This window comes from Pseudomonas arcuscaelestis, assembly GCF_016881005.1.
Lineage (GTDB): Bacteria > Pseudomonadota > Gammaproteobacteria > Pseudomonadales > Pseudomonadaceae > Aquipseudomonas > Aquipseudomonas arcuscaelestis.
In genome coordinates, this window is record NZ_JACOPV010000007.1 from 127,178 (window position 1) to 144,786 (window position 17,609).

General features: G+C 58.5%; 20 protein-coding genes. 6 read left to right on the top strand and 14 right to left on the bottom strand.

Annotation, left to right across the window (positions count from 1 at the left end; translation table 11 throughout):
* Positions 1-75 precede the first annotated feature (75 nt).
* The 3 genes from H8F21_RS12505 to xerD form a co-directional block, all read right to left on the bottom strand.
* Positions 76-1,380, bottom strand: coding sequence for a homoserine dehydrogenase (locus tag H8F21_RS12505; protein ID WP_203476177.1), 1,305 nt, complete (start codon positions 1,378-1,380; stop codon positions 76-78).
* A gap of 81 nt (positions 1,381-1,461) precedes the next feature.
* Positions 1,462-2,196, bottom strand: a complete 735-nt coding sequence (dsbC, locus tag H8F21_RS12510; protein WP_203476186.1) for a bifunctional protein-disulfide isomerase/oxidoreductase DsbC — start codon at positions 2,194-2,196, stop codon at positions 1,462-1,464.
* Between the two features lie 145 nt (positions 2,197-2,341).
* Positions 2,342-3,238, bottom strand: a complete 897-nt coding sequence (xerD, locus tag H8F21_RS12515) for a site-specific tyrosine recombinase XerD (protein WP_203542062.1) — start codon at positions 3,236-3,238, stop codon at positions 2,342-2,344.
* A 76-nt stretch (positions 3,239-3,314) separates the two neighbouring features.
* On the opposite strand from xerD, the gene H8F21_RS12520 reads away from it, so the two are divergent.
* Positions 3,315-5,117, top strand: a complete 1,803-nt coding sequence (locus H8F21_RS12520; RefSeq protein ID WP_203584434.1) for a cation:proton antiporter — start codon at positions 3,315-3,317, stop codon at positions 5,115-5,117.
* Positions 5,118-5,172: 55 nt separating this feature from the next.
* On the opposite strand, the gene H8F21_RS12525 is transcribed toward H8F21_RS12520, so the two are convergent.
* The 6 genes from H8F21_RS12525 to ffh all read right to left on the bottom strand — a co-directional run bounded on the left by H8F21_RS12525 (position 5,173) and on the right by ffh (position 9,258).
* Complete coding sequence (locus tag H8F21_RS12525; RefSeq protein ID WP_136477888.1) at positions 5,173-5,580, bottom strand: acyl-CoA thioesterase; 408 nt, start codon at positions 5,578-5,580, stop codon at positions 5,173-5,175.
* 94 nt (positions 5,581-5,674) lie between these two features.
* The gene (rplS, locus tag H8F21_RS12530) at positions 5,675-6,025 is read right to left on the bottom strand and encodes a 50S ribosomal protein L19 (protein WP_038996821.1); all 351 of its coding nucleotides are present in this window, start codon (positions 6,023-6,025) and stop codon (positions 5,675-5,677) included.
* Positions 6,026-6,068: 43 nt separating this feature from the next.
* A complete protein-coding gene (gene trmD / locus H8F21_RS12535) occupies positions 6,069-6,821 on the bottom strand; it encodes a tRNA (guanosine(37)-N1)-methyltransferase TrmD (RefSeq protein WP_136477889.1) in 753 nt (250 codons plus the stop codon).
* Positions 6,822-6,824: 3 nt separating this feature from the next.
* Positions 6,825-7,361, bottom strand: coding sequence for a ribosome maturation factor RimM (rimM, locus tag H8F21_RS12540; RefSeq protein WP_136477890.1), 537 nt, complete (start codon positions 7,359-7,361; stop codon positions 6,825-6,827).
* 5 nt (positions 7,362-7,366) lie between these two features.
* Entirely contained in the window at positions 7,367-7,618 is a 252-nt protein-coding gene (gene rpsP, locus H8F21_RS12545) for a 30S ribosomal protein S16 (protein ID WP_136477891.1), read from the bottom strand.
* A gap of 263 nt (positions 7,619-7,881) precedes the next feature.
* On the bottom strand, positions 7,882-9,258 hold the full coding sequence (gene ffh / locus H8F21_RS12550) for a signal recognition particle protein (RefSeq protein WP_203542064.1): 1,377 nt from the start codon (positions 9,256-9,258) through the stop codon (positions 7,882-7,884).
* Positions 9,259-9,454: 196 nt separating this feature from the next.
* On the opposite strand from ffh, the gene H8F21_RS12555 reads away from it, so the two are divergent.
* The 3 genes from H8F21_RS12555 to H8F21_RS12565 all read left to right on the top strand — a co-directional run bounded on the left by H8F21_RS12555 (position 9,455) and on the right by H8F21_RS12565 (position 13,067).
* A complete protein-coding gene (locus tag H8F21_RS12555) occupies positions 9,455-10,267 on the top strand; it encodes a cytochrome C assembly family protein (RefSeq protein ID WP_203476195.1) in 813 nt (270 codons plus the stop codon).
* Positions 10,268-10,280: 13 nt separating this feature from the next.
* A complete protein-coding gene (locus tag H8F21_RS12560) occupies positions 10,281-11,495 on the top strand; it encodes a transporter associated domain-containing protein (protein ID WP_203584435.1) in 1,215 nt (404 codons plus the stop codon).
* Positions 11,496-11,762: 267 nt separating this feature from the next.
* Entirely contained in the window at positions 11,763-13,067 is a 1,305-nt protein-coding gene (locus tag H8F21_RS12565) for an MFS transporter (protein WP_203476203.1), read from the top strand.
* A gap of 63 nt (positions 13,068-13,130) precedes the next feature.
* On the opposite strand, the gene purT is transcribed toward H8F21_RS12565, so the two are convergent.
* The 5 genes from purT to H8F21_RS12590 form a co-directional block, all read right to left on the bottom strand.
* Entirely contained in the window at positions 13,131-14,312 is a 1,182-nt protein-coding gene (purT, locus tag H8F21_RS12570; protein WP_203584436.1) for a formate-dependent phosphoribosylglycinamide formyltransferase, read from the bottom strand.
* A gap of 94 nt (positions 14,313-14,406) precedes the next feature.
* Positions 14,407-14,874 carry a VUT family protein gene (locus H8F21_RS12575; RefSeq protein WP_203476211.1) on the bottom strand — a complete coding sequence of 156 codons (468 nt, stop codon included), beginning with the start codon at positions 14,872-14,874 and terminating at the stop codon, positions 14,407-14,409.
* A gap of 63 nt (positions 14,875-14,937) precedes the next feature.
* Positions 14,938-15,150, bottom strand: a complete 213-nt coding sequence (locus H8F21_RS12580) for a DUF1289 domain-containing protein (RefSeq protein WP_203476213.1) — start codon at positions 15,148-15,150, stop codon at positions 14,938-14,940.
* Positions 15,150-15,674 (bottom strand): gamma carbonic anhydrase family protein, encoded by a 525-nt coding sequence (locus H8F21_RS12585; RefSeq protein WP_203476215.1) that lies wholly within the window; start codon positions 15,672-15,674, stop codon positions 15,150-15,152. The genes H8F21_RS12580 and H8F21_RS12585 overlap by 1 nt, the downstream gene beginning before the upstream one ends.
* Before the next feature lie 43 nt (positions 15,675-15,717).
* Positions 15,718-16,317 (bottom strand): CoA pyrophosphatase, encoded by a 600-nt coding sequence (locus H8F21_RS12590; protein ID WP_203476451.1) that lies wholly within the window; start codon positions 16,315-16,317, stop codon positions 15,718-15,720.
* A gap of 133 nt (positions 16,318-16,450) precedes the next feature.
* Here H8F21_RS12590 and H8F21_RS12595 point away from each other — a divergent pair, with 133 nt between their 5' ends.
* The gene (locus H8F21_RS12595) at positions 16,451-17,005 is read left to right on the top strand and encodes an NUDIX hydrolase (RefSeq protein WP_203476217.1); all 555 of its coding nucleotides are present in this window, start codon (positions 16,451-16,453) and stop codon (positions 17,003-17,005) included.
* Positions 17,006-17,024: 19 nt separating this feature from the next.
* Entirely contained in the window at positions 17,025-17,582 is a 558-nt protein-coding gene (locus tag H8F21_RS12600; RefSeq protein WP_203584437.1) for a L,D-transpeptidase family protein, read from the top strand.
* Positions 17,583-17,609 lie beyond the last annotated feature (27 nt).

The window sequence follows — 17,609 nt, forward strand, 5'->3', positions numbered from 1 at the left end:
CTTTACGCTTCAAGCGACTAGCAGGAACGCGTTGCTCCCTGCCTGCCGCTTGCAGCCTATAACTTGCAACTAAAGTTAACTGAGTTGTTCGACGCGGATACGTACCACGTTGCCGACCACGTCCTGCAACGCTTCCAGGGCGGTGATCGCATCGTTCATGCGTTGTTCGACCACGCTATGGGTAAGCAGGATCATCGGCACCAGGCCGTCTTGTTCCTCGACTTCCTTCTGCATGATCGATTCGATGTTGATACCGCGCTCAGACAAGATGCTGGCCACCTGGGCGAGTACGCCTGGGTGATCCTTGGCCTGGATACGCAGGTAATACGCAGATTCGCAGGCTTCGATCGGCAGGATCGGGTGGGCCGACAGCGAGTCCGGCTGGAAGGCCAGGTGCGGCACACGGTTTTCCGGATCTGAGGTCATGGCACGCACCACATCGACCAGGTCAGCCACCACCGAGGATGCGGTAGGTTCCATGCCAGCGCCCGCACCATAAAACAAGGTGGACCCTGCGGCATCGCCGTTGACCATGACAGCGTTCATTACGCCATTGACGTTGGCGATCAAGCGATCGGATGGAATCAGGGTTGGATGTACGCGCAGTTCGATGCCGTTGGCAGTGCTGCGGGCAACGCCCAGGTGCTTGATGCGGTAGCCAAGCGCTTCTGCGTAGTTCACATCAGCAGTCGTCAGCTTGGTGATGCCTTCGGTGTAGGCCTTGTCGAACTGCAGCGGAATACCAAAGGCAATCGAAGCCAGGATGGTGAGCTTGTGCGCAGCATCGATACCTTCGACGTCAAAGGTTGGATCGGCTTCGGCATAGCCTAGGGCTTGGGCTTCAGCCAACACGTCTGGGAAGGCACGGCCTTTCTCACGCATCTCGGTGAGAATGAAGTTGCCGGTACCGTTGATGATCCCCGCTACCCAGTTGATGCGGTTGGCCGACAGCCCTTCACGGATTGCCTTGATCACGGGAATGCCACCGGCTACGGCCGCTTCGAAGGCAACGATAACGCCCTTCTCGCGTGCCTTGGCGAAGATTTCATTGCCGTGCACGGCAATCAGCGCCTTGTTGGCGGTGACAACGTGCTTGCCGTTATCGATAGCCTTGAGTACCAGATCACGGGCAATGGTGTAGCCACCAATCAGCTCGATGACAATGTCGATTTCCGGGTTCGTTGCGACCTCGAATACATCAGCGGTAATGGGGGTACCGGTAATCTGGCAATTCGGGTTTGGCGAACGCATGGCAATCTGCGCCACTTCGATACCACGCCCGGCACGGCGGGCGATTTCCTCGGCGTTACGCTGAAGTACATTGAAGGTACCGCCACCGACGGTCCCCAACCCACAGATGCCTACTTTGACCGGTTTCACTGTGAACTCCCCATTGAACGAATGGCGCTAAGCCGTCCGTGATATCAGCCGTCTCCCCATGGTGACGGCTCGCTTGTTGAATTATTTACCGCCGGCCAATGCCAGCTTGGCTACCTGTGGTGCCGGTTGATAACCCGGGATTACCTGGCCGTCTTCAAGAACGATGGCCGGAGTACCGTTGACACCAATGGACTGGCCCAACTGGAACTGCTTGCTGACCGGATTGGCACATTTGGCAGCTTTGATTTCTTTGCCGTCGATCATCTTGTCCAGAGCGCCCTTGCGGTCGCTGGAGCACCAGACGGCTTGCAGTTGTTCGTCGCCCGCGGAGCCGAGACCCTGACGCGGGAAGGCTACATAGCGCACTTCGATACCGCGGCGGTTTAACTCGGGAACTTCGGCATGCAGCTTGTGGCAGTACGGGCAGGTAGTGTCGGTAAACACAGTGATGTGCGATTTGGTTTCGCCCTTGGCAGGATAAACCACCATCTCTGCGGCTGGAATAGCATTGACGGTCTTGGCGATGGCCTGACGCTCGGTTTTTTCAGTCAGGTTGACCGGTTTGCCGTCCTGGATCTGGTACAGATAGCCCTGCATGACGAACTGGCCGTCGGGGCTGGCGTACAGCACACGGCCGCCCTGCAGCTTCACTTCGTAAAGGCCGTTCAACGGGCTGGAGGCAACACTTTCAACCGGCAAACCCAATTCCAGGGTCTGCAGGGTCTTGCGAATCGCCTGCTCGGCGGTCTCGGTAGCGGCAGCAAAGGTACTGACCAACGCCAGGGCGGCGGTGGCGATAATCTGGGTCACGCGCATGGGAACTCCTGAAGGCGGGCAAAGAGCCGGTGAGCAACGCGCGTCTTGAAATAACGGCGGTCGAACGGCCCTTGATGCAAACCGTCCAAGCCTACCACAACATCCCCGCACAGACCGCCCCCCAGGCGACACATGCGCGGTGCATTCAACCACGTGGATGATGGCGCGCATGCAACTCCTGCAATCGCGCACGGGCCACATGGGTATAGATCTGAGTGGTGGACAGGTCGCTGTGTCCGAGCAGCATCTGCACCACGCGCAAGTCGGCGCCGTGATTGAGCAAATGTGTGGCAAAAGCGTGGCGCAAGGTATGCGGCGAAAGGCTTTTACTGATGCCGGCGACCTGAGCCTGGTGCTTGATCCGGTGCCAGAACGTCTGCCGGGTCATCTGCTCACCACGTAGGCTGGGGAACAACACATCGCTCGGGCGACCGCCGAGCATTTCATTACGCCCATCGCGCATATAGCGCTCGATCCACACCACCGCCTCTTCACCCATCGGCACCAGGCGCTCCTTGCTGCCTTTACCCATCACGCGCAATACACCCTGGCGCAGATTGACCTGATCCAGGGTCAGGCTGACCAGTTCGGTTACACGCAAGCCACAGGCATAAAGAACCTCCAGCATTGCCCGGTCGCGCTGACCAATCGGCTCGCTCAAGTCTGGCGCCTGTAGCAACGCCTCTACGTCGTCCTCGGACAAAGACTTGGGCAATGGCCGCCCCAACTGCGGCATGTCGACTTGCAGGGTTGGATCGATTTCGATCAGTTTTTCCCTGAGCAAATAACGATAAAAGCCACGCACACCGGAGAGAAAGCGTGCAGTAGAACGAGGCTTGTAGCTCTGGTCCAGTCGCCAGGCCAGATGATCGAGAATCAACTCGCGTCCGGCAGCGGGCAACGCCACGCCTTGCTCCTGGAGCCAGCCATTGAACAAGGCCAGGTCACTGCGATAAGCGTCGCGGGTATTGTCGGACAGGCCTTTCTCCAGCCACAGGGCATCGAGGAATTGGTCGATCAGAGGATGCTCTAGTGCGGGCATGACAACTCGAAGGCAAAAGACAAAAACGAAAAATTGCCGCTAGTCTTCCACAACACGGTCAGCATAGGGAATTGGAATGAACGATCAACAAATATTGCTGACCTTCGGCGGCATCGGTGGTGCCGCCCTCGCCTGCCAGTGGCTGGCCTGGCGCTTGAAACTACCTGCGATCCTCTTTTTACTGCTCAGCGGCATTCTTGCCGGGCCGATTCTAGGCTGGCTTGACCCACAACAAATGTTCGGCCCGCTGCTGATGCCCCTCGTTTCACTGGCGGTTGCGCTGATTCTGTTCGAGGGAAGCCTGACCCTGCACCTGTCGCAATGGCGCGAAATCGGCACGGTTGTCCAACGCATGGTAACCCTCGGAGCGCTGTCCACCTGGATAGTCATCACTGTGGCTACCCATTGGCTGCTCGGATTCGACTGGCTGCTGGCGACCCTGTTCGGCACCCTCACGCTGGTCACCGGCCCCACGGTCATTGTGCCGATGCTGCGCGTGGTGCGCCCCAAATCCACGATTGCCAATATCCTGCGTTGGGAAGGCATTGTCATCGACCCGATCGGCGCCCTGCTGGCAGTGGTTGTGTACAGCTTCATCATTGCCAGTGCGGCCGGTAACGGCTTGAGCCAGAGCCTGCTGACCTTTGCCGGCGTGATTCTCTGCGGGAGCGCCTTCGGCGCTGCCGGTGGCTGGATACTTGGCCAAGTCATGCGCGAGCAATGGCTCCCCGAATACCTGCACAACCTGGCCTCCCTGGCAGCAGTGCTGGGTATTTTCATTGCCGCCAACCAGGTCATGCATGAGTCCGGCCTGCTGGCGGTGACCATCATGGGCATGTGGCTGGCCAACATGAAAGGGGTGGACGTCCGGCAAATCCTGCACTTCAAGGAAAACCTCAGTGTCCTGCTGATATCCGGACTGTTCATCCTCCTGGCCGCTCGCCTGGACCTCAATGCACTGCTTGGGCTTGGCCCGGCAGTACTAGCCCTGCTGCTGGTGATCCAGTTGATCGCGCGACCATTGAACGTGGCGCTATCAACCTGGGGCTCGCAATTGAACTGGCGAGAACGTGCCTTGCTGAGCTGGATCGCCCCACGCGGAATCGTGGCGGCCGCGGTGTCGGCGATCTTCGCCATTCGTCTGCATGAAGCAGGACACCAGGGCGCCCTATTGCTTGTACCGCTGACTTTTGCCGTGATTATTGGAACAGTCGTGCTGCAAAGCGCCACAGCGCGCCCCCTGGCTCGCATGCTCAAGGTTGCAGAGCCCGCGCCCAGCGGCTTTCTGATCGTTGGCGCCAATCCACCAGCCAGGACCATCGCCAAGGCGTTGCAGCAACTTGACTGCCGCGTACTGCTGACCGATTCGAGCTGGGAGAACATCCGCGCAGCACGTATGGAGGGGTTGCCCACCTACTTTGGCAACCCGGCCTCGCAACATGCCGATGCCCACCTGGACCTGGTCGGCCTGGGGCACCTGCTCGGGCTTTCGCCTTCTGGAGAGCTGAACACATTGGCGTGTGCGCGCTTTCGCCATGACTTTGGCCACGCGCGCCTGTTTGTTCTCGCCAGCGGCCTGGAAGCACGCCGCAGCGACAAGCATCGCGCCAGCAATGAACATCGCGGCCACATTCTCGGTAGTCAGGAGCTGACCTATGTACAACTGGCCAACCGCTTGCACCAGGGCGCAGAGCTGTACAGCACCCACCTGACCGACACCTTTGGCTGGGAAGACTACCAGGCGTTGCATGGCCAACGTGCGACCTTGCTATTTGCCCGAGACAACGGCGGTTGGGTGCATGTGTTTGGGCCAGAAAGCGTGCTCAAGCCAAGCGCAGGCTGGACGGTGGTCGCATTGATCCAGCCCGAGCTTGAATGATTGCAGACAGTCCAGCCTGCCCTGTACTCAGGGCCGCTGAGCCCCCGAGCTGGGTTCAGAACCCCGGCAACACCGGCACCGGACGCTTGTCTTCGTCGATAGCAACAAAGCTGAACAGGCCATGGATCGCCTTCTCGCGACTGTCACAGCTCATGCTTTCGACAAACACTTCAACCTCGACCTTGAGGCTGGTGTTGCCCACCGTCGCTACCCGCCCGACCAACTCAACGATGGAACCAGCGGCAATCGGGTGCTTGAAGTCGATTCGGTCAGTGGACACAGTCACCAGCGGCAACCGGCAAAAACGCGTGGCAGCGATAAACGATACTTCATCCATCCAGGCCAAAGCGGTACCACCGAACAAGGTGTTGTGGTGGTTTGTGGTGGACGGAAACACCGCCTTGGTAACGCGGGTTACCGACAGTTCGGTGCGGCGTTCGATTTCCTGCTCTCTTGAACTCATAAACTTCACATCTTGGACAAATTACAGACAACAAAAAAGCAGCCCGAAGGCTGCTTTTTTCGCATGGTGGCCGCAGCCACCGGTCAAACTGTCATCAGGACAGTTTTTCCTTGATGCGAGCGGCTTTACCGGACAGGTCGCGCAGGTAGTACAGCTTGGCTTTACGCACGTCACCACGACGTTTCACGGCCAGGCTGTCGATTTGCGGGCTGTAGGTCTGGAAAGTACGCTCAACACCAACACCGTTGGAGATTTTACGAACAGTGAAAGCACTGTTCACACCACGGTTACGCTTGGCGATGACAACGCCTTCGAAAGCCTGCAGACGCGAACGATCGCCTTCCTTCACTTTCACCTGAACGACGATGGTGTCGCCCGGGGCAAAGGTCGGGATCTCTTTGGTCATCTGCTCTGCTTCGAGTGCAAGGATGATTTTGTTAGTCATGCTGTGCTCCTAAGGTAAATCAAATGGATTTACCATCGATACGTTAACTATCGTCCCGCTCACGGAGATATTCCGTCAGCAGCTTCTTCTCTTCTCCAGAAAGTGAGCGACTTTCCAGAAGATCGGCGCGTCGTTCATAGGTCCGCCCAAGGGACTGCTGTAAACGCCATCGCCGGATATGTGCATGGTTGCCACTAAGCAACACGTCGGGAACACGCTGATCCGCATACACCTCCGGTCGGGTGTAGTGCGGGCAATCAAGCAGACCATCAGTGAAGGAGTCTTCCTCCGCCGAGTCCGCATGCCCTAAAGCTCCGGGCAGCAGCCGCGTAACCGCATCAATCAGGACCATCGCCGGCAGCTCACCACCGGACAACACATAATCACCAATCGACCACTCTTCATCGACATGAGCATCAATAAAACGCTCGTCAATGCCTTCATAACGACCGGCTATCAGAATCAACGATTCGTGCTTCGCCAGGTCCTTGACCGCCGACTGAGTCAGCTTGCGGCCTTGTGGGCTCAGGTAAATGACCTTTGCCGCCTCTCCGGTTGCCTGCCTTGCATCCACCAGGGCATCTTCCAGAGGCTTGATCTTCATCACCATGCCTGGACCACCGCCAAAAGGCCGATCATCCACCGTATGGTGACGATCTGTGGTGTAGTCCCGCGGGTTCCAGCAGGTCAATTGCAGCAACCCCTGTTTTACCGCTCGGCTGGTAATGCCGTACTCACTGATGGCCGAGAACATCTCGGGAAACAGCGTGATGACGTCTACGCGCAGGCTGGCCATTGCTTAGAAGTCCGCGTCCCATTCCACCCTCATTTCGCCTGCATCCAGGTCGATTGCCAGCACGCATTGCTCTGTATAGGGCAACAACCGCTCGCGATCATCCAGGCTGCCCGCGCAGGGCTTGACCACCAATACATCATTCGCGCCGGTCTCCAACAGGTGATCAACCTTGCCGAACAGTTGTTCGTCTTGGTTGATGACTTTCAGGCCTACCAACTGGTACCAGTAGTACTCGTCGCTAGACAGGTTGGGCAGCAGGCTTCGCGAGATACAAATCTCATAACCGCTCAGAAGACGCGCTTCATCACGATCGTCGAGGCCTTTGAGCTTGGCGACCAGATCCTTTTGAGTGGAACGGCCACTGACCAGCTCGACCTGTTTCACCACGCCTTCGCGCCGAAGCGTCCAGTTGCGGTACCCCAACAGGTTTTCAATCGGATCAGTAAAGGAATAAACCTTCACTTCGCCGCGAACGCCGTGAACCGAAAAAATCTTGCCGACAACGATCAAATCGTCAGCACTTTCTGGCGTCGCGTTCATATTGCTCAGGCAGCAGCCTTGGCAGCGTCCTTCAGCAGCTGAGCAACGCGCTCAGACGGCTGTGCGCCAACGCTCAACCAGTGAGCAACGCGGTCTTGCTTAACGGACAGACGAACTTCCTGGCCACGAGCGATAGGGTTGAAGAAACCAACCTGCTCGATGTGCGAACCGGTAACTGGGTTACGCGAGTCGGTCACGGTCAGGGTGTAGAATGGGCGCTTTTTAGAGCCACCACGGGCAAGACGGATGGTTAGCATTGAACATCGTTCCTGTAGTCGGTGCTGCAAATCATAATGCACAGCGGGCACACGGGTGCCCGAAAGGCCGCATATTCTCAAGGAATACACGGACTTTTGCAAATGCCTTTTTAGCTCAAGAAAAAAGGCCCGCCTGTAGATCTGCGAATAACGCTGCCTCTATATAAGGCAACAGTGTCCTACCGCACGGGCCAAGTATGTTTACCTCGACCCGAGGCAGGTTCCGATCGTCGGTGCGGTATGCACCGATAATCTGAATCAGGTTACAGCTTCGGCATGCCGCCGCCGGGCATCATACCGCCCAGGCCGCGCATCATTTTCGCCATGCCGCCCTTGGCAGAAAACTTCTTCATCATTTTCTGCATCTGCTTGTGCTGCTTGATCAAGCGGCCAATGTCCTGCACCTGGGTGCCGGAACCCATGGCGATCCGGCGCTTGCGCGAACCACTGATCAGTTCAGGGTCGCGGCGCTCAGCCGGGGTCATGGAGTTGATGATCGCCTCCATCTGCTTGAACTGCTTTTCGGCTGCGCCTTGGGCATTACCCATTTGCGCCAGATTGACCCCGCCGATACTTGGCAGTTTATCCATGAGGCCGCCGAGACCGCCCATGTTCTTCATTTGTTGCAGCTGGTCTCGGAAGTCTTCGAGGTCGAAGCCCTTACCTTTCTTCAGCTTCTTGGCCAGTTTGTCGGCCTTTTCCTTGTCGAGGGTCTGCTCGGCCTGTTCGATCAGGCTGAGCACATCACCCATACCCAGGATGCGCGAGGCAATACGGTCCGGGTGGAACGGCTCGAGCGCTTCGCTCTTCTCACCCATACCGATGAACTTGATCGGCTTGCCGGTAATGGCACGCACCGAGAGTGCGGCACCGCCACGGGCATCACCATCGACCTTGGTCAGGATCACACCGGTCAGCGGCAGCGCATCACCAAAAGCCTTGGCGGTGTTGGCGGCATCCTGGCCGGTCATGGCGTCGACGACGAACAGCGTCTCGATCGGCTTGACTGCAGCGTGCAGGTCCTTGATTTCGGCCATCATCTCGGCGTCGATATGCAAGCGACCTGCGGTATCGACGATCACCACGTCGATGAATTTCAGCTTGGCTTCGCGAATAGCTGCTTCAGCGATAGCCACCGGCTTCTGGCTGATATCGGACGGGAAGAAGGTAACGCCGATATCGTTTGCCAGGGTTTCCAGTTGCTTGATTGCAGCAGGACGGTAAACGTCGGCCGACACCACCATTACCGACTTTTTCTTGCGTTCCTTGAGGAAGCGCGCCAGCTTGCCGGCAGTGGTGGTCTTACCCGCGCCCTGCAAACCCGCCATCAGCACCACGGCCGGAGGTGCGGCATTGAGCGTCAGATCTTCGTTGGCGGCGCCCATCAAGCCTTCGAGTTCGGCTTGAACGATCTTCACAAACGCCTGGCCTGGTGTCAGGCTGCGCGACACCTCGGTGCCGACCGCACGCTCCTTGATCTTGTTGACGAAATCCTTGACCACCGGCAGGGCGACGTCAGCCTCCAGCAACGCCATGCGCACTTCACGCAGGGTGTCTTTGATGTTGTCTTCGGTCAGCTTGGCCTTGCCAGTGACATGGCGCAACGTCTGTGACAGACGGTCGGTCAGGTTTTCAAACATGGTGATCCTTTCGGGTTCTGTAGAACCGAGGTTTATCAGCTGCCTCTGGCGTATTCGACGGGCCTTGGGCAGGGGCAGATCGGCGATTATAACGAAGACTCGGGCAAGCGCACACCTCGCCGTCGGCTGACAGTCTTCCTTGGCAGGCGCGTTCTATGCCAAACTCAATTCTTTTCGGGCTTGCCTAACAGGACTTATGCTCCCCTTGTCACCCAGCTTGCTACCCAATCTTATCGCCGCCTGCCTGTATGCCGCCGCGACCTTCTATCAAGGCTCCCGTCTGGCGCAAGGTGCCAAGGCCGACAAACGCCTGCTCGGCCTGCTTGGCGCGCTTGCGGTCATCTCCCAGGGCACCGCGCTGTTCTGGCAGTTGCTCACGCCCCTTGGGCTGAGCCTGGACTTCTTCAGTGCTGCCAGCCTGATCGCAATGGCCGTGATCACCCTCACGCTGCTTGCCTGCCTGCGCATCCCGGTGGAAAACCTTTTAGTGCTGCTGTTTCCACTCGGCATGGCGACGGCGCTGATGGCCCAGTTCGCACCGTCGGGAACGGTACCGCTGATCAACGAAGAGACCGGCATCCTCGCGCATATATTGCTGTCGATACTGGCATACGGGCTGTTTACCATCGCCGTGTTCCAGTCCTTGCTGCTGCTGGTACAAGACCACCAGCTCAAGCACAAGCACCCTTCCGGCCTGATCCGCAACTTCCCACCGCTGCAGACCATGGAAAGCCTGCTATTTGGCTTTCTCTGGACCGGCTGGGGCCTGCTGTCGCTATCGCTGATATCCGGCTGGCTGTTCCTCGACAACCTGTTTGCCCAACACCTGGTACACAAGACTCTGTTGGCATGCCTGGCCTGGATAGTCTTCAGCGTATTGCTTTGGGGCCGCACCCGCCTAGGCTGGCGTGGCCACAAGGCAATCCGCTGGACCCTGGCCGGTTTCTGCCTGCTGATGCTTGCCTACTTCGGGAGCAAGCTGGTGCGTGAATTCATCCTGCATATCTGACAGGCACAGGTAAATGGACGAACTGCCGTTAGGACCCTTGCTTGGCATTCTGGCCCTGGCACTGCTCTGGTCGGCAATATTCACTGCGGTGGACGCCGCCCAGCAGCAACTCAACAGCGCGCGACGCAACGGCCTGACGGACGAACATCCGAACCTGGCTGTCGCCCCCCAATCGCTAGTGCTTTGCTCAACCCTGGGCAAGTTGCTGGTCCTGGCCCTGGCCTGCCTGCTGGGCCAACGCTATAGCGGCGAACAAGGTTTCTGGCTTAGCGGCCTGGCAGGCGCTGCCCTTGTACTGGTCCTGGCCGAATACCTGCCACGGCAATTGGCGCGGCGCAATCCACAAACGTTCATTACCTTGGGCAACAGCCTGCTTAAAGCGCCACTGAAGATACTCCAGCCCCTGGCCTGGCTGCTCGATGGCTGTGCGCGAGTACTGCTGCGTCCGTTTCGGGTTCAGCCCCCCGCGGTAACCCTGCACGACCAGGACAGCTACGATACAGATGCAGAAGAACACCTGCATGCCGACTACCGCCTCAATCTTCCCGACAGCCTGCTGGCCCTGGACAAAATCACCGTCAACGACATTCTGGTACCGCGCAATGATGTCGACGGCATCAATCTCGACGACTCGATCGAGCAGATCATCGAACAGTTGATCATCAGTCGTCACACGCGCCTGCCGGTCTATCACAGCGACATCAACCAAGTTGAAGCCATACTCAACACCAAGCTGATCAGCCACTTGCTGCCCAAGGCCGAATTGACCCGTGAAGCCCTGCAGGCGGCTTGCTACGATCCCTACTTCGTGCCTGAAAGTACGCCCCTGCAACTGCAGCTGCTCAATTTTCACAAGCAACAACGTCGCCTCGGCGTAGTGGTCGATGAATACGGCGAAGTGTTGGGCATCGTTACCCTGGAAGACATTCTCGAAGAAATCGTCGGCGAATTCGAAGACGAACACAGCCTGGACAACCCGCACATTCATCCTCAAGCCGATGGTCGCTTCGTCATCGAAGGAACGGTGTCGATCCGCGAGCTGAACCGCAGCCTGGGCTGGCACCTGCCCAGCGATGGCCCGAAGACGCTCAACGGCCTGGTTACCGAAGCCCTGGAAAGTATCCCAGCCAGCGCGGTATGCCTGAAAATTGGTCGTTACCGGCTGGAAATTCTCGAAACAGAAGACAATTGTGCCAGTCGCATACTGGTCTGGACGGTAACTCGCTAGCTATACTCGGCCAACGCTTACCCAGCCTGGCCGTCTCGCTTGCTACCCGCACCCAGCGTCTCCCGACCAGCCCGCATCACTGAATACCGCGCGTTTTTCCGGCACTGCTTCACACCCCCGAAGATTGCCTGCGCCGCCCCTATCCCCAACGGGCTTATGCTCAGTCACGCGACCAACAACAATATGCTTCGGCGCCTGCCCGCTGACACCTTCCCGTGCAGGTCGGCAAACGCGCCCATGGAGCACTCGACTGTCAGGGATAATCGCATGACAACCAGCAGCACCTACTCCGAAACGGCCCAGGCCAGCCCCGGCAATTCGCCAGCGAGAGTGGCAACCGCCAGCTTCATCGGTACCGCCATCGAGTTCTACGACTTTTATGTCTATGCCACTGCCGCCGCCCTGGTGATTGGACCGGTGTTCTTTCCGCAGACCTCTGGCACCGCCCAGATGCTTTCGGCTTTTCTGACCTTCGGCATTGCCTTCCTTGCCCGCCCCCTGGGTTCTGCCCTGTTTGGCCACTTCGGTGATCGTATCGGGCGTAAATCCACCTTGGTGGCATCGTTGCTGCTCATGGGGGTGTGCACCACCCTGATCGGTGTACTGCCAGGCTACGACAGCATCGGGGCCTGGGCACCGATCCTGTTATGCGTACTGCGTTTTGGTCAGGGCTTAGGGCTGGGCGGTGAATGGGGCGGCGCAGCGCTACTGGCCACCGAAAACGCCCCTAAAGGCAAGCGTGCCTGGTTTGGCATGTTCCCCCAGCTTGGGCCTTCAATCGGCTTTCTGGCCGCCAACGGCCTGTTCCTGACCCTGGCCATGACGCTGACCGACGAGCAGTTTCGCAGCTGGGGTTGGCGCATCCCGTTCCTGCTCAGCGCAGCGCTGGTCATTGTTGGCCTGTATGTACGACTCAAGCTTGAAGAAACCCCGGTGTTCGCCAAAGCCATTGCCCGTCACGAGCGCGTGAAAATGCCCGTGGTCGAACTTTTCTCCAACTACTGGATGCCGGTTCTACTCGGCGCCTCGGCGATGGTGGTGTGTTACGCCCTGTTCTACATATCCACGGTGTTCTCGCTCAGTTATGGCGTGTCCACCTTGGGCTACAGTCGCGAAACCTTCCTCGGCCTGCTGTGCTTCGCAGTGCTGTTCATGGCCCTGGCCACGCCACTGTCGGCCTGGTTGAGCGACAAATACGGGCGCAAGCCGGTGCTGATCATCGGCGCAATACTGGCGATTCTTTCGGGCTTTACCATGCAGCCGTTGCTGACCTCGGGCTCAACTGCCGGGGTGGCGCTGTTCCTGGCCATCGAGCTGTTTCTGATGGGCGTGACATTTGCCCCGATGGGCGCGTTGCTGCCTGAACTGTTCCCGACCCATGTGCGTTATACCGGCGCCTCGGCAGCCTATAACCTGGGCGGGATTGTCGGTGCTTCGGCAGCACCGTTCTTCGCCCAGAAACTGGTAACGATGGGTGGATTGAGCTGGGTTGGCGGGTATGTCTCGGCAGCGGCTGTATTAAGTCTGATAGCCGTCCTGTGCCTGAAAGAAACCCGGCACTCAGAGCTCTGAAGGCTGGAGCTGCAAGCTGCAAGTGATCGTACTTGCAGCTTGCAAACTGAGCACTTGCGGCGTTTAAAACTCGACGCTGACCGCTTGAGAGGCGCGTGTGGCTTTGGCTCGGGCGGCGTCGATCGATTCGTCACGGGCCAGGCACACACCCATGCGACGCTGGCCATTGACCTCAGGCTTGCCGAACAGACGAATGGCAGTATCCGGTTCGCTCAGGGCTGCGCCGAGGTTGGCGAACGAGGTCTGTTGCGATTGCCCTTCCACCAGGATAACCGCAGATGCCGATGGGCCAAACTGACGAATCAGTGGAATCGGCAGGCCCAGAATGGCGCGTGCATGCAAGGCGAATTGCGACAGGTCCTGGGAGATCAGGGTCACAAGGCCGGTATCGTGCGGACGCGGAGATACTTCGCTGAACCACACCTGATCACCTTTGATGAACAGCTCCACACCGAACAGACCCCGACCGCCTAATGCCTCAGTAACAGCCCTGGCTACGCGCTCGGATTCGGCCAACGCCACCGGGCTCATGGCCTGCGGCTGCCAGGACTCCTGGTAATCGCCCTTCTCCTGACGGTGGCCCACCGGTGCACAGAACGTGGTGCCGCCGACGTGGCGCACAGTCAGCAGGGTAATTTCGTAATCGAAGTCGATGAAGCCTTCAATGATCACTCGCCCCTTGCCGGCGCGACCACCCTCTTGAGCATAGTCCCAGGCTTTTTGCACATCGTCGGCACTGCGCAGCAAGCTCTGGCCTTTGCCCGATGAACTCATTACCGGCTTGACCACACACGGGAAGCCCAGGTCTTGGACCGCGTTGCGATAGTCTTCGAAGGTATCGGCAAAATGATAAGGCGAGGTCGGCAGATCCAGCTCTTCAGCAGCCAGGCGACGAATGCCTTCACGGTTCATGGTCAACTGGGTGGCACGGGCGGTGGGCACCACGGTGAAACCTTCGTTTTCCAGCTCGACCAGCGTCGCGGTGGCGATGGCTTCGATTTCCGGCACGATGTAGTGCGGCTTCTCGGCCTCGATCACTGCTCGCAGGGCCGCGCCATCGAGCATATTGACTACATGGCTGCGATGGGCCACTTGCATGGCAGGTGCATTGGCGTAACGGTCCACGGCAATCACTTCAACGCCCAGGCGTTGCAGCTCGATCACGACTTCCTTGCCCAGCTCGCCACAGCCACAAAGCAGTACGCGGGTCGCTGTCGGCGACAATGGGGTTCCGATACGAGTCATTTCAGGTCCTCAGAGGGAAGGAATCCCGGGCTGCCCCAAGCGGCGCAGGCCAGTGAAAAGGAGCGCCATTTTACATGAACTGCGGCGCATGGCCTCAGCCAACGATGGCACGCTTGCGCAGGCGCCAGGCCATGATCAGCCAGACTGCCGTCACACCGGCAAATTTTGAAGCCAGTGCGGTACCGACCACCGCCGGCGTCAAGGCGCCGATCATGCCGAAAAAGATCAAGGTGTCGATGGGAATACTCAGCGCCGAGCTCAACCACAAGCGGTCGTGCAAAGGCCGCTTGGTAACACTGAAAACCAGCCAGTCGATAAGCTCGGAGACGGCGAAAGCGGTCGCACTGGCCAAGGCAATGGCAGGCTCGGAGGTCACATAGGACAGCACCAGCGCCACCAGCATGGCCAACAAAGCGCCATGACCGTAACGGGTTTGCACCATGTCCCGCAGGATGAACACCAGCCCGCCCCAGGCAGACCAGATGACGTCCAGATGCGGGGCGCTGGAGAAGGCGTAGTTGATCAGCACGACGCTGCTGATGTAGGCAATCAAAAAAGGCATGGAATAGACCGCTGGACAAGCCCTACAGGGTACTGGAGCGGCTGCTTGCGGCCAAGTGCCAGTTCAGCACGTGACGCTACCGACGCTGAGCATCACTCCCGCCGCCACTGCCCGCTCGTGACACAACTTGAGCACCTGCCGACGCTCGATGTTGTCCATCCGTCCCCAACGGGTAATTTCTGCAGCGCTGCGCTGGCAGCCTGTGCAGATGTCGGCCTCGTCCAGGGCGCAGATATGCACGCAGGGCGACGCGACCGGGCGTTCACTACTGCTCATCAATCCTCCTGCGGGGCCAGGTCACGGGCATAACGCTCGGCGTTATGCACATAATGCGCGGCGCTTGCCTCGAGCATTTTCTTCTGTGACTCAGTCAGCTCGCGCACCACCTTGCCGGGAGAGCCCATCACCAATGATCCGTCAGGAATCTCCTTGCCCTCCGGAATCAGCGCATTGGCGCCAATAATGCAATATTTGCCGATACGCGCACCATTGAGGATGACCGCATTGATACCGATCAGGCTGTAGTCACCGACGCTGCAGCCATGCAGCATGGCGTTGTGACCGACAGTCACGCCTTTGCCCAAGGTGAGCGGCGAGCCCATGTCGGTATGCATCACTGTGCCATCCTGGACGTTACTGTTCTCGCCAATATCGATCAGTTCGTTATCACCGCGCAGCACTGCGCCGAACCAGACACTGGCCCCCGCCTGCAGTCGCACTTTGCCAATCAGCGTCGCGGTTGGCGCCGCCCAGCTGCGTGGATGGGTTTCGACCTCAAGGTCGCCCAAACGATATTTCATGCGTGGTTCCTCACGGTGCGACAATGTCGGCGGGTGGGCCCGCTCAAATTGGAATGAAGCGCTCAGGCGGGTGGTGCAGATTGATCTGTGCATCGTAAAGCAAGTTGACCAGCTCGACGATCATGATCGCCGACAGTCCCCAGATTTTGTACTCGCCAAAGCGATAACTGGGCACATACCAACTGCGCCCCTGGTAATCGATGCGATGAGTGTGGTCCCGGGGGTCTTGGCGGAAAAACTCCAGGGGCACGGTGAACACTGCGGCAATTTCAGCATCGTTGGCCCGGTATTCGACGAAGTCGGGAATCAAGCCGACGAACGGTGTTACCTTCAGCCCATGCAGTGAAATCAGCGGACTCAAAGGACCGATAATTTCCACCAGACCTGGCGGCAGGCCGATTTCCTCTTCGGCTTCGCGCAAGGCGGTGAACACCAGATCGGGGTCTTCAGGGTCACGCCGACCGCCCGGAAAGGCGACCTCGCCGCCATGAGTCGACAAACCCTTGGCACGTAACGTAAGTACCAATTCAGGCGCTTCGCTGCGGGTAATGGGCAATAACACAGCAGCCTCGGGAAAACGATGATCGGTTTCCAGGGTGCCCGGCGTATGACTGCTCACGCGGCGAAGTAGCTCGTCCAGCATTGCTCTCTCTCGATTCCAAAGCTTGGTCAGCATGATGCACCAAAGCCGCGAGCCGCCCAAGCCCTGCGGTGAACCGGCTTGCAGCGGCGATGAAAGTCGCGCCAAGATAAGCACAACCTATAGGAATAAAAGCATGAAATTCTGCAGTGCGTGCGCCAATCCGGTAATTCAGCGTATTCCCGAAGGTGACACTCGCCTGCGTTACGTCTGCGACCACTGTCACACTGTCCACTACCAGAATCCCAATATTGTCGCCGGGGTGCTCCCGACCTTGGGCCAGCAGGTGTTGTTGTGTCGCCGAGCCATCGAACCACGGCGCGGCTATTGGACACTGCCGGCCGGCTTTATGGAGAACGGCGAAACCCTGGAACAGGCCGCCCGTCGCGAAACCATCGAGGAAGCCTGTGCCCGGGTCGGGCAGATGACCCTCTACCAATTATTCGATCTACCGCACATCAACCAGGTCCATGTATTTTTTCGCGCCGAGCTTGCCGACCGGGACTTCGCCGTCGGCGTCGAAAGCCTGGAAGTGAGACTTTTCGATGAAAGTGAGATCCCGTGGGACGAGCTGGCTTTCAGGACCGTCAGTCGTACCCTAGAATGCTACTATCGCGACCGTATCGAGCAGCACTACCCGATTGGCAACGAATATTTGCCGCCATTGCTCGTTCCGTCACTCAACACCTAGTTTTCAGGGATATCGTTTCATGCGCTGGTTGCTTGCCCTTTTCTGCCTCAGTGTGGCTTCGGTGTCCCAGGCAGCGTTTACCGAAACCATTGTCACCAAGCCAATTGAGAAGGTCGCGCCGTCGCCTCTGCAACTCAAGCCCCAGCAGTCCACGGCGATCGATAAGATCCTGGTGCTGAAATCCGAGCGGCGCCTGCAACTGATCAGCGCCGGGGCCCCAATGAAAACCTATCGCATCTCCCTGGGCAAACAGCCCAAGGGCGCCAAACAGCGCGAAGGCGACAAGCGAACCCCTGAAGGCTTTTACTGGATTGATTGGCGCAAAGTCAGCGACCGCTACAACCTGGCCATGCATGTGTCCTATCCGAACATCAGCGATTCGGCGCGTGCGCGGCGCGAAGGCGTGCCGCCTGGCGGAATGATCATGATCCATGGCACTCCGCTGGACGAAGAGTATCCAGAAGAAGTCTTCCATACCCTGGACTGGACCGAAGGCTGCATCGCCATGACCAACAGCGACATGCGCGAGGTCTGGAGCTTGGTGCCAGACGGCACGATGATCGAAATTCGTCCCTGAGCACTCGCCAATTCTTTTCTCCGGCGC